This window comes from Gelidibacter mesophilus DSM 14095 (assembly GCF_000423005.1).
GTDB classification, from domain to species: domain Bacteria; phylum Bacteroidota; class Bacteroidia; order Flavobacteriales; family Flavobacteriaceae; genus Gelidibacter; species Gelidibacter mesophilus.
Genome location: NZ_AUHD01000006.1, coordinates 1 through 13,410 on the forward strand (window position 1 = coordinate 1; position 13,410 = coordinate 13,410).

Below are 13,410 nucleotides of genomic sequence, written 5' to 3' on the forward strand. Positions count from 1 at the left end.
ATCTTTGTCGACCATATAAGCCGGGAAGCCAATGTTACAACGGATAAATGGAGAGGTTACAGGCCCATTGCAAAAGCCTACAACATCAAACAAATAGAAAGTAACAAGGGATTAAATTTTAAAGCGCTCCATACAATGATACACCAGGTCAAATCTTGGATAAGAACAACCTATTCCTGGGTAAGTCCTGACAATCTAAACAGGTATTTTAATGAGTTTTGTTTTAGAATAAACCGCTCACAGAGCAAAGCCACAATATTCAACAATCTTATTGTGAAAATGGTGCAAAGAGACAAAATATATCAGACAGAATTAATAAGCAACTAACTACTGACCTCTAAACAAAAAAATAGTTAATAAAATTCATTGCCAAAAAATCTCTCAGCTCAACTCACTCAAGAACCTTTAATATAAAATCAAGAAAGCCCTAATAATTAAATTAGAGCTTTCTTTAGTTTGTAAATTAAATCCCTTAAAATACAAATTATATATTATGCTGAAACAGCTAACTTATTTTTCTTGTAATCACTTGGTGTACAATCAAAACGTTCTTTAAATATTTTTGAGAAATAGCTTCGACTGGTAAATCCAACGCTATATACAATTTCTGAAATGTTTAAATCGGTATTGATGATAAGATCTTCTGATTTGGTTAATCTTACTGAACGAATGTATTCACAAACAGTAAGATCATGCTGAAACTTGAAACCTTCCTGCAATTTTGCAGCAGATAGGCCTACTTTGTCACTCAAGTTTTCTACTTTATGATCTAGGTCTGGAAATTCATTGATATATTCAGTGAGTTTTCCAATAGTCTTTAATTCTGAGAGCGTCAAGGATGTGCCATCTAAGTCTGAGTTTTGGATGTCACTATTGTGATGTTCAATTTCAAGAGCCAAAATAACGTTCACGATGCCTTTGGTCAATAACTGTCTTACCAGGCCTTCTTGTCGAATGCTTTGTAATTGCTTGATACTTTCGGCTATTTTAAGGTTGTACGAACCCACGTATAAATAGTCTTCTGTTTTATCAGAAATAAAGGCATCTTTCAAACTAGCGCTCCATTCAGAATTGTTGCTTCCCTCTGTATTGACAGAAATTAAAGTGGCCACGGTTTCAATATTTTTCTCGATGAGAATAATATTTTGACCGGATATAATATTTGCGACAATGCTGGTTTGAAATGCATCAATGCTATTTGTAACCGTCGTGTCAGTGTTCTCATTAAACGTATGAGAGAGTTTTCCTTTTGAACAGTACATGAAATTAACATGTGTTGCCAAGAGCGATTCTATATTAATTTGGATATGCTCTGTGGCGTTGATATTAAACTCAAGAACGGCTATGCCATCTTCTAAGGCGATTGAACGAATAGTTCCCGTTGCTAATTGGTTGTTAATTTCTAATTTAATTTCTGTGGTGCTTTTTACTAACGTACCACCAATTTCACTTTTAAGCGTTTCGAAAAAGGAATAAAGATCATTTACTTTAGATTCAATTGTTATCATGGCGTGTTATTTTTATGGTTAATTATAGGTGTCTAAAATCTACTTTAGACTTTTATTTGTATCTAATACCTTAATTTTTGCATAAGTTGTATTGAAAACAGTTTTAGGAAAAACTCGCGCTACTTTAGCATACTGTTTTTCTTGATGTAGTGTATTGTTTTTCATAGGTTTTATTTAATGGTTGCTTTTTGTTTTTTGCTTTCTTATAAAGTTTAAGGCTAATGCCAATTGTCTTATTCTTTTTTCTCTATAAATCCTGCTAAACCTAAGAGGACCGCTACTAGTAATAAAAAATGAATTGAAGTATTGATTCCATATACAAAGTAACTTACAGCCCAAACAACAATCATGAGAACAGATGCAGTATAAAAGAGCGTTTTCATATTGACTTCCTGATACATTTTTCTTGGCATAACATCATCATTTCATTTGTCAGTTACAAAGATGCGTACAGACACCACAATTTTCTTTACAGCATTTTCAGAATTGATTATAGAATTCCCATAAATGCATAAAAAACCCCCCATATAGGCAATATGGGGTGAGATCATAAAAATTTTCGAAGGTTTTAAGAAGTAACTGGAAGGTAAAAGGTAAAAGTTGAGCCGTAATCAGGCTTGCCTTCTGCGGTAATATAGCCATTATGGTTTTCGACAATTTTCTTACATATAGAAAGGCCAATGCCAGTTCCGGAGTATTCGTTTTTATTGTGAAGTCGATTAAACAAAATGAAAATCTTTTCCGCATATTCTTGGTCAAATCCAATTCCGTTATCCTTTACACAAATGGCATGGTATAAATTGTGTTTGGAGTATTTTACATTCGTTAAATCGCTCGCTTTTACTTGAGAATAACGTATGGTAATGACTGGAGCGATATTTTCACGACTATATTTTAGCGAATTGCTGATCAGATTAAGAAACAGTTGTTTGATCTGAAACGGGATGATTTTCATGGAAGGAATGGAATCAGATGAAATCCGTGCCCGCTTATCGGATATGATTTCGGCCAAATCATGTTTGGCAGTTTCCAATAGAATGTTGATGTTGGAATCTTCAAAAGCTTCCTCTGACTTATTCGTTCTTGAGAATTGCAGCAAGTCATCAATTAAAGAACGCATTCTTGCAGAAGATGATTTTATACGGCCTATATATACTTTTCCGTTACTGGATAAGTTGTCTTGCTCTTTATCTTCCAACCGTGAAATGAAGGTTTGGATTTTCCTTAGAGGTTCTTGCAAATCATGGCTGGCAACATAGTTAAATGAAGCCAATTCTTTATTATTTCGCTCTAATTCGAGATTTCTTTCTTCAATTAAACGATAATTTTCAATTTCATCAGTAATGTCGGCGGTAGTGCCCAATAATTTTCGGTCTCCTTCTGAATCCATCAACACTTTGCCGTAGGCTTTAAAGTGTTTTACGGTGCCATTTTTTTGAATGATTCGATAATGTATAAAAGGTAAATCTTCATTTTCCATCATTTTGTTGACTTGTTCCGTAAGTTTATCCAAATCATCAGGATGGGTAAAGGCTATAAAGTTTTCAAGAGTAGGTTCAAAAGATTGTGGTGCCTCTCCAAGTAAACGGTAAAGATTGTCAGAATACTCAAAGCTGTTATCCTCTATATGCCAAATCCAATTGCCGTGCTTACTAATAATTTCAGATTGTGTGGTCGATTCCTTAAAAGTCTCAAGAAGCTCATTCTTTTCCTTTAGATTTTTTAGATTCTTACTGATTTGTAAATAAGTCAGTAAGAGTATCAATAAAGAAATGATTAAAACGTAGTAAACTAACATTGGGGCATTGGAGAGGCTTTTTGAACTTTTTTCTTTTTTGGTGCCAAGCACTTGGTTCTCATGTGTGGTCATTTCCATTATTTTGAAACGCACACTATTCATGGTTTGCCGGCCTTCCCGGAACGCTGTAATAAATTCTGTGGATTCTATTTCATTACTTTGAGCAAGTTGAAGGGTTTTTTCAAAGATATTGAGACTGTTCTCTATCTTGATTTCTAGTTCCGCTATATTTTTTTGCTGCTCCGGACTGTCTATAGTGAGTGATTTCAACTCTTTCAAACTGTTTTCTACTTCTATACCACCTAATAGCAAAGGCTCTAAAAACGTAGAATCCTTAGAAATAATAAAAGCTCTTTTTCCACTTTCGGCATCTTTTAAAGCAGATAATAATTTTTCTAATTCAATATGCAATTGATAGGCCTCTTGAACTTCTTCAAAAGATTCTGACAGTTCCTTAATATATTTATAAGCCAAGCCACCCATGACTAAAACAATGAATAAACTTAAGCCGAAAATGATTTTTAGGAAACGTTCAGAATGATAAAGAGACCTGAGTTGCATATTTATAAACGTAATAAAAAATTGTCTTTGTTCAACCCATTGGTGTGATATTGCCAATTCATGGTGACCACATCTGATAGAATCTTCTTGAGGGTATTGAAATTGTTTGGTTTTTTGATGTAGATATTGGCACCATTCACAAAGGTGTCTTCAATATCCTCTTCAGACGCTGAGGTAGAATATATGGCTATGGCGATGTCTTTAAACCGCTGGTTCGTCTTAATTTCTTTTAAACATTCCAAACCTGATTTCATAGGCATATTCAAATCTAAGAAGAGAATATTTGGCAAAATTGAATCAGATTTATTTAAAGCGAGCATCAAGGCTACACCATCTTTATAGATGTCAACCTTGGTCTGCATCTTTAATTCGTCGAATGCCTCGGAAAAGAATAAACGATCATCTTCGTCGTCATCCGCCAATACTACATAGGTGTAGTCTTCTTTCATTATCTTTATGTATTAATTTTTGTTAGCGTTCAATTCTCTTCTTTTGGCAATGATTCTTTGAAATGTGGTAGGCGTAATACCTGTGTTATTCTTAAATTGGGTACTCAAGTGTGCTACACTGGAATACTGCAATTTAAAGGCAATTTCAGTTAATGATAATTCGGTATTGATCATCAGCGATTTCGCATATTCAATCCGCTGAAGTATGATGAAATTCTCTACAGAGGTATAGGTGACTTCAGAAAACAAATTTGAAAGATATCCATAACTATGTCCTAGTTTTTCAGAGAGATAGACAGAACTCTTTACATTAATATTTTCATTGGCATTCATAACCATATCAATAATGGTGTCTTTCATTTTTTGCACTAAAATCACTTTTTGATTCTCTATTTTTTCGATACCATAATCTGTTAAAATTGAATCGAACGCTTGCATCTTGTCCTCCGGGACTATCTCTAGAAATTCAATCTCTCCAAAATTCATCATTCTATATTTGATGCCAAGTTCTGTCAGCTTTTCATCAATTACTTTGGAACAAAATTGGGTAAAATCGAATTTAATAAAAATTTTCATGACGTACGAAATGGATTACAAATGTAAACAATATTTTAAGATTCTAATCGCTAAAAACAGCTTAAAGTAAACCGGTTAACGTAGGGTAAAGATGCCATTGAATTTAAACATTTTTTGTGCTTATAAATAGTTTTGTTGTCTTAAAAGATATTTTTTAGTCTGATTATGCCGGTAAATAAATGTCGAACCGTGCACCTTCGTTTAATTTTCCATTGGCGATAATACTTCCTTCGTGATTTTCAATAATTCTTTTGACAATGGCAAGACCGATACCTGTTCCTGTATATTCATCTTTACTGTGTAAGCGCTGAAACACCTCAAATATTTTCTCATTGTATTCTGGTTCAAAACCAATCCCATTATCTGAATATCTGATATGATAAAATTCTTCGTAATCTGATAATGAAGGGATGTCCAAGATGTTGGCATCAACTTTTTCGCAATTGATCTCAATGACTACAGGTTCATTAATTTTTGCAAATTTTATCGAATTGCTGATCAAATTATGTAATATCTGTTTAAACTGTACAGAAATCACTTCGATCTCGCATATATCATGAAGTTTAAAAGTGACGTGGTTTTCATCCAATTCCTCGCTTAAAGTTTCTTTTACATCGTCGATCGCTTCAGCAAGATCAACAACCTCAAATGTTGATTCTTGAACATTCGTTCTGGAATAAGCGATTAAATCTTGAATGAGATTTTGCATCCTATACGCCGACTTCTGCATCCTGCTGAAATGTCTCTTGGCAGTATCCGAAAGCGTCGCATATTCCGTCTCTAAAATTCGGGATGAAAAGGTTTGAATTTTTCGCAACGGTTCTTGCAAATCATGACTGGAGATATACACGAAGGATTGCAACTCCTTGTTTATTTTTTCGAGGTCTAAATTCTTTTCTTCCAACTCATTGGTTCGCAACTGTACCATATTCTCCAATTCCGTGGTAAACATTTTTTGTTCTTGAATATCCGTACTGCTTCCTACCCACATTTTTATGGTTCCATCAGCATTCTTGTGAGGAATAGCACGGCTTAGTTGCCAGCGATAGTCACCCTTGTGATCTTTAAAGCGATGCTCTATCAAGAAATCATTCCCTGTTTTTACCGCTGCGGTCCATTGTTTAATATTTTCTTCCCAATCGTCAGGATGAACGATCTGAATCCATCCGTCTTTAATGATTTGTTCGGGAGTCAGTCCTGAATAATCATAAACCGACTGATTAAAATAATTTAGATTCCCTTCCGGATCTGAGGTCCAAACATGTTGTGGCATGGAGTCGGCCAATAGACGGAATTTTTCTTCACGCTCCAATAGTTGTTGCTGAAGATTTCGTTCTTCAGTAATATCCCTTACGGTTCCGAGCAGGCGATTTGGTTGATTATTTTCGTCATAAAACACTTTACCTTTGGCATCAATCCAATGTAAGGTTTGATCTTTCCAAATGACTCTGGATTGATAATGAAGCGTCCCATCGGCAAAAGCTTTTTCAAAAGCTTTTTTTCTGATGATCAAATCCTCGGGATGGATGGTGGTAATAATATCTTTATGTGATAGATGGGTTTTTCCAGGAAATCCTAAGACTTCATAACAACGTTCAGAAGCACTAATGTCGCCTGATTTCAAATTGACATCATAAACCCCTAATTCGCTGGCTTCAATAATAAGCTGTAGTTTCTCTTCATTTTCCTCTATCAAATGTTTGGCCTTTACAGTTTCAGTAACCTCCGTAGCCACAACCATAATGCCGCTAATGGTATTGTTTTCCTTTAGCGGATGGTATACGAAATTGTAATAGCCTATTTCTGATGTGCCATGACGGCTGAGAATGACTGGAAATTCGTAGCCATAGTAGGGCTCTCCAGTCTTATAAAGATCTTTAATTATTGGCCACATGACCTCTTCAACTTCAGGTAAAGTTTCAAAAAGAGGTTTCCCTACAAATTCATCTTCCGTTTGGTCTATTAATTGCAAATAACTTTCATTCGCCATTTCAATAACATTGTCCGACCCTCGGAAAATAACAATACCCAAAGGTGCCTGCTTAACTGTATCGCGGAACCTCTTTTCACTATCCTCTACTTTCTGTTTGGCCTCATGAAGTTCTGTCACATCTGCAGCTGTATTCATAACAGAATGTACATGCCCGGAGGCATCAATTACCGGAGTAAAATTGTAATTGTAATAAAAAGCATCCAATACTCCGTTGGTATGTATTTCGATTTTCTGATTTTTGGCTTGAAATGGGATGCCAGTATGTATCACCTTGCGAATTTGATCAAATATGTGTTGACTTCCAAATTCTGGTAAAATGTCGGAATATAATTTACCTATCACATCGTACCCTTTTCCCCAAGCATCCATGATGGATTGATTGGCAAGCGATATCCGCATCTCTTCTCCTGAAAAAACTCCAATTGGGAAGGGCGCGCTATCTAGCAACGCCCGAATATTTTGCTCACTCTCTTCTACTTTTTTTCGCGCTTCTACCTGCGGCGTTACATCAACGCCAATAGCCATTACCCCATTAACTTGTCCTTCGCCATCATACAGTGCCTCAAATGAAAAATTAATGTAGACAATTTCTACTTCTCCTTTTATTGAAAATTCTACTGCCATTTCAGGAGTTGAAAATGTATTTCCAGTTTCGACCACATCATCAATAAAGTCTTTAATGCCTTGTGATAAAAGTTCTGGCATCGCTTCAAAAATGGGTTTATTTAAAATCTGCTCTTCTGTTCTTCCCCATATTTCGAGCGCCAGTTCATTGGCTATTTCCACGCGGTAGTCAGTACCCCTCATAATGGCTATGGCAACAGGAGCTTGAAGAATCAAGAGTCGAAGCAACCTTTCGCTTTCTTCGATTTTCTTTCTTTCCATTACTCTATTGGTAACGTCTTCAAATGTCCCAGTCATTCGATAGGCAATTTTCTCTTCATTAAACCACGCTCTGCCCTTAGCATGAACGATGATGGGTTTATTTGAATCAGGACTTAGAATGCTATATTCTATGTCATAACTTCCTGAAGAGGAATATTTTAAAGCCACAGAAATGGCCTCAAAAACACGTTTCTTATCTTCTTTTGCTATGGCATCAAATGCTTTATAAAAATCAATTTGTTCATCAGATGGCAATCCAAACCATTTTTTTAATCTGGTATTGGCTGAGAATTTATTGGTTATAGGGTTATAGTCAAAAGTGCCCAATTGAGCGGTATCAATCACAAACTCCAGTTCGTCTTTGTTTTCTAATAAAGCGTTTTCAGTTTTCTTTTTGTTGGTTGTTTCTATAATGGTCACTAAAACGCCACCAACTTCTCCAGATGCTGTTCGAATAGGGCTATATGCAAAATCAAAATAACAATTTTCAATTTGCCCATTTCGGTCTAAGGGCAGCATAAAATCTAGAAAACCTATTGGTTTTCCGTTCATAACGCCATCGAACATTGGGCCTACAGTAGCCCAATTTTCAGAGAAGGTTTCCTTGGTGCTGGTCCCTAAAGCTTTGGGATGTTTGTTGTCGGCCAAAATAGTGCGATAGGCATCATTATAAATTTGGATATAGTCTTTTCCCCATGCAATGTACATTCCAAAAGGATTATTGAGCATGACACTTACCATAGTTTTTAAACTTTGTGGCCAAGTTTCTGGATTCCCTAGTGGTGTTTTGCTCCAGTCTTTGGCTCTGATGAGTTTGCCCATTTCGCCGCCGCCATCCAAAAAATTGTATTCTTTATTGTTATTAATCATGCTTAACCTTCAGGTTGAATAATAAAATTGTCTCTTGAGCGGGGTTGTACTAATGCATTTCCAAAGAGCGCAATTACTTGTTTAATAACGCTTTTTATGCTTGCAAACTCAGCTGGTTTTTGAATGTAATGGTGCGCCCCCATATCGTACAAATCATTGACCACCGTATGATCCAAGGAAGTAGAATAAATGATAATGGGAATATGTGAAAAGGTTTTTGAAGCCTTAATTTCAGCAATACATTCCATACCTGATTTTTTAGGCATATTGAGGTCTAGAAAAATTAGGTTAGGATATTTAGAAGCAGCAGTTGATAAAAATGTCATGAGCTCCACGCCATTATTTAATGTGGTGAGCTGACAAGCACTTGCTATCTCATCCATGGCATCTTTAAAAAAATCACAATCATCTATATCGTCATCTGCGAGGAGAAGGTGAAGCTTTGTTTTTTCCATTTTATTATTCAGTTAAGAATGGTATTTTCTTTTATGTTTTGCAATAATGCTTATCGATCCAAATAAAAAAGACAGAATAAGGTGCTGTTGTAACCGTCTGATGTTTTTATAAGTTAACGTGCCATGGTTAAAAACTATTTCAATTTGTTGGTCAACTTGAATCCAGTACGACGCCATACAGGACTATTAATTTTAAATAATGCTTCAAAGGACTTTCTAAATCTCCTGACGCCAAGCAAATATAACCAATTTTAAAGTGCTTTAATGGAGCGCTAATTTAGCAATAAATTTGATATTGTAAGTGGCGCGATTAGTTTTTGAAAGCTTCAAAAGTCCAATCTTGACTAGAGATAGAAGATTTTGTATATTTTAAATTGAAGACCATTCGATTTTGGCATTTAAAGAAGTTTCCATGACAGCCAAGTATTGATAAAATTAGGATTCAGAGTTTACCAGAATATAAAAAACCCCCTTAAAAGGAGGTTTTGTTCTGATTTTCAATCGGCTTATGCGATGTCTTCAAGCGTTTTCACACGATTGAGTGTGCTTTGAATATCTCTTAACTGCGATTGCAATATACTGTTGACCTGTGGTGCCAAAGTGTGTTTTTTCATCACATCTTCATATTCTTCAACACTAGCTTTTTCTCCACGAATGACTTCTTCTAAAACAGCTTCATCATCATTACCGGCGACAGAACTTTTAATATCAATCCATGCGCGGTGTAAAGAGCCAGTTATACTGCCACTTTCTTTTGGTTTTTCGTTAAGTTGTCTTAATTCGTTATCAATGGCGTTTGCAAACCCACTGCGCTGTACGGCCTGTTGTTTTAAAAAGCTTTTGAGTGCAGGAGTTTTGGCATCTTGCATTGCTTTTGAATAGCCTTTTTCAGCATCGTAATTTTTTTCAAGAATGTTTTGTAAAACGTTGACTGTATCTTTATGTGTTTGTTCTTTTGCTTCTTCTAATGAGGTTTTCATAATGTTGTAATTTTTAAGTTCATCACTAAGTTACAAAGATCAAAGAGCATAAACTCTTAAAGAAATCTTATTTAGGATAGGATTAACATTGAGCATCGGTTTTCTTAAGATATGTTAATTATGAACTGAGAGTGAGATAATTATAGATGATGATCAGAGCCTTTTAAAAATTAATTACCATCGGAAACGGTTAAAATCTTTTTTATAATCATTCAGTATTCTACTAAAAGAGTATTTCAATTTGAGATCCCATGGCATTTAAATAAGTTATTTATAGTACATCGTTTCCTTTATTTGGGTTACTGTTCCTAAAAGTCAAAGAAGTTTTCCATTATAGAATTCCTCTTTTTTTTCCTCGGAATGTAATCTCATCATTTTTGACTGATTTTATTTTTTTTGATGCAGCTCAATTTCTTTTTAAATAGGGATGAAATTTTTACAGTTCGACGAGGCTTAAAAAGTAAACTTGATAATGCTATTGATCAGCTAGGGTATATTTAGGGTGTATAGAATGGAAGGTTGTCAGAAACGGCAACCTTTTTTGTTTTGATGAGCACCATTGATTTTATTTCTTAAAATGATGCTCACATTTTGAATTGGTTTCTATGTAGAATTATAAACCTTTTTAAAAGCTATTAATCATGAGACCAATTTTACTAATTTTTTCACTGTTCTGTGCTTCGTGCCTGACAATTAATGCGCAAACCAACACCTGGACAGGGGCTGGTGCCAACACCAATTGGAATACTGTTGCCAATTGGAGTTTGAATGCTGTACCTACAGCAACTAACGATGTGATAATTCCGACGGGACACACGGTTACTATGAATGTTGCTGGAACCATGAAGTCAATTTCTGTTCAGGGCAATTCTACGCTTAACATCTTAAATGCTTTGACTTTCACGAACGCTTCCTCGTTTGCTAAAGGTACTACGATAGTGTGGTCCGGTGGAGGTTTTTATGGTGGTGGTGTGCTTACAAATAATGGAACCCTCAATATGACAACTTCTGCTACTAAATACATTGCTGATGGTACTATTGTGAATAATAATAGCCTAATTAACATGAATGGTAGTTTTACCTTGTATATCAACTCTGGAAGCATTAATAATCAAAATTCAGGGATTATTGATATTCAAGCCCGGCCTAATCTTGCACCAAACACTGGTCAATCACATCAAATCACTAATTCTGGTATAATTAAAAAGACTGGAGATACTGGAGCTGCAACAATTTCGGTCGCAATGATCAATACTGGTGCTATCAACGTAGACAGTGGCATCTTAAATTTAACTTCAGAGGCTAAAACATTTGACGGTGGTGAATACAATGTGACTACGGACGCTACGTTGAATTTGTCTACAGCAATCAGCTTGAGCGGTACAATGACGGGACTTGTGAATGGAGATTTAAATTGGAACAGCGTTCTTACGGTGGCAGATGAGGCGACATTTAATTTTACAGGAACATCAGGAATTAATTGGGTTGATGGATTTCTAGATGGTGGAGGGGTCTTGAACAATATAAGCAGGATGAACTTGATCACTAGAAATACGAAATATATTAGAGGATTTACAATTTTGAATAATACTGGATTGCTAAATCTTTCTGATTCTTTTACGTTGTACATCAATGCGGGAACTTTGAGAAATCTGAGTACAGGAATTATAGATATCCAAGCACTACCACATTTGGCTCTAAATACTGGTGAGGCACATAGCATTGTTAATGCTGGACTAATAAAAAAAACGACCAATACTGGCGTTGCAACAATTTCCATGGCTTTGATAAATACGGGTACAATTTCTGTTTAAATGGGCACCTTAAAATTTAGTGGTGAGGCTAAAACATTTGATGGAGGTATATATAATGTTACCGCAGGCAATACCTTGGACATGAGTACAGAGATCAATTTGAGCAAGACCATGACAGGTTTAGTCAATGGAAATCTAAATTGGAATAGTAAAATTTTGGTGGCAAAGACGGCTGTGTTTCAATTTACAGGGTCAGCTGGCATCAATTGGGTTGATGGTTTTTTAGAGGGTGGAGGCATATTAACAAATATGACCAAATTGAATATGATCACTTCTAATACAAAATATATAACTACAAACTTAGTAGCCAAGTCCCATTGTTGATTATCATATAGGGGATCTCTATTTGGATCGTAAAATTGATTATTGCTTGCAATATACTTTCCATCACTAGTCATCCAATAATTATCCGCCCCTGCATTTACCTTAAAGGTTTTTCCGTTTAGGTCAACATTCTGTTCTTCTCTGATCATATCAATAAAATTGTTATGATTGGAGTTTGAAGAAGAGGCATTTGCTGTATTGGTGCCTCTAAGGTTGTCCATAAAACGCGCATGGTTGGCGTCATTGGCCGCATAACGGTCGTTCATTATCTGTTGGTGTTGGTCAAATTGCGCTTGCTGAGTACGCATACGATTTTGGTGCTGTATGTTTTTTTCCTGCTGTCTAAAATTATTGACTTGGATCTGATATTTTTGCCAATTGGGACTCTCAATTTTATTGAAATCGGCGTTTATGGCTATTCTCATATCGGTTTCATAATTACCCGCCGGCGCAAAGAAATAACCTATCTGATAGTTCCAAATTTTCATAGCTTCTCCACCTGTTAGTGCCGGATCATAGTGCAATATCATTTGATTAAAAGTTACCAATGCCTTAACATGGTCATCATTGACCCATTCAGTAGAATAGGTTATGAAATCCACGTTTTGCAGTCCCAATAATTGCTTCTGTTTTTCGATGTATGTGGTGATTTCAGGAAATTCTCTTTGAGAAAGAAACTTAAAACCTTCACGTTCCATCAGAGGTTTAACTTCACTTTCAATAAATGCTGTTGGAGAAATCAAGGGCCGTTCATTAGTCACACCGTAGCTTCTCATCATTTGTGCATATTGTGGATTTTGAAATGCCACAAATTGGAAGATGGGCGTGTTAAAGGCCTTCATGCCATTATTATTTTGCATGAGGTACAAAAATGTGGGAAAATCATTATCGAGATTGTAGGTTGGTCGGCTTAAGATGTCCCAATCCGAAGGATATTCTTTTTGGAATACGACCAATCCTGTTTTGCCGTCCACAAAATAATGTTGTTTTGTGGCCTGATTCAACACCCCTAATTCCGAATTCGAGGCGTTCCTTACGTCCTGAGATTGTGACTCCATGCAGGAGGATAATGTAAATAAGCTAAAGATAAATGGAAATAATGCTTTCATGATGGCTCTTTTCTACACCATCGTATTTTAATGAATATGTCATCACTTTTTTAAAAAATGATGACATATTCATAGTTGTAAGAATGCT

At 35.7% G+C, this 13,410-nt stretch carries 10 protein-coding genes; 2 read left to right on the top strand and 8 right to left on the bottom strand.

All coding sequences use genetic code 11. From position 1 onward, the window contains the following. A partial coding sequence (locus tag G525_RS0107190) for a transposase (RefSeq protein WP_027125236.1) occupies window positions 1-327 on the top strand: 327 nt, incomplete at its 5' end. A 164-nt stretch (window positions 328-491) separates the two neighbouring features. On the opposite strand, the gene G525_RS0107195 is transcribed toward G525_RS0107190, so the two are convergent. From G525_RS0107195 to G525_RS0107235, 7 genes are all read right to left on the bottom strand, one after another. Next, window positions 492-1,508 carry a helix-turn-helix domain-containing protein gene (locus tag G525_RS0107195; RefSeq protein ID WP_027125554.1) on the bottom strand — a complete coding sequence of 339 codons (1,017 nt, stop codon included), beginning with the start codon at window positions 1,506-1,508 and terminating at the stop codon, window positions 492-494. Window positions 1,509-2,076: 568 nt separating this feature from the next. Then, a complete protein-coding gene (locus tag G525_RS0107210) occupies window positions 2,077-3,867 on the bottom strand; it encodes a CHASE3 domain-containing protein (protein ID WP_027125556.1) in 1,791 nt (596 codons plus the stop codon). Window positions 3,868-3,869: 2 nt separating this feature from the next. Further along, a complete protein-coding gene (locus G525_RS0107215) occupies window positions 3,870-4,316 on the bottom strand; it encodes a response regulator (protein ID WP_027125557.1) in 447 nt (148 codons plus the stop codon). Window positions 4,317-4,328: 12 nt separating this feature from the next. Then, a complete protein-coding gene (locus G525_RS0107220) occupies window positions 4,329-4,892 on the bottom strand; it encodes a helix-turn-helix domain-containing protein (RefSeq protein ID WP_027125558.1) in 564 nt (187 codons plus the stop codon). Between the two features lie 163 nt (window positions 4,893-5,055). After that, window positions 5,056-8,640, bottom strand: a complete 3,585-nt coding sequence (locus tag G525_RS21690) for a PAS domain S-box protein (RefSeq protein WP_051209847.1) — start codon at window positions 8,638-8,640, stop codon at window positions 5,056-5,058. 2 nt (window positions 8,641-8,642) lie between these two features. After that, the gene (locus G525_RS0107230) at window positions 8,643-9,095 is read right to left on the bottom strand and encodes a response regulator (RefSeq protein ID WP_027125559.1); all 453 of its coding nucleotides are present in this window, start codon (window positions 9,093-9,095) and stop codon (window positions 8,643-8,645) included. Between the two features lie 506 nt (window positions 9,096-9,601). Next, window positions 9,602-10,075 (bottom strand): ferritin-like domain-containing protein, encoded by a 474-nt coding sequence (locus G525_RS0107235; RefSeq protein ID WP_027125560.1) that lies wholly within the window; start codon window positions 10,073-10,075, stop codon window positions 9,602-9,604. A gap of 641 nt (window positions 10,076-10,716) precedes the next feature. On the opposite strand from G525_RS0107235, the gene G525_RS0107240 reads away from it, so the two are divergent. Continuing rightward, the gene (locus G525_RS0107240) at window positions 10,717-11,889 is read left to right on the top strand and encodes a hypothetical protein (RefSeq protein WP_027125561.1); all 1,173 of its coding nucleotides are present in this window, start codon (window positions 10,717-10,719) and stop codon (window positions 11,887-11,889) included. Window positions 11,890-12,068: 179 nt separating this feature from the next. Here the strand turns inward: G525_RS0107240 and G525_RS0107245 are convergent, their stop codons facing one another. After that, on the bottom strand, window positions 12,069-13,322 hold the full coding sequence (locus G525_RS0107245; protein WP_157491901.1) for a hypothetical protein: 1,254 nt from the start codon (window positions 13,320-13,322) through the stop codon (window positions 12,069-12,071). Window positions 13,323-13,410: the final 88 nt, after the last annotated feature.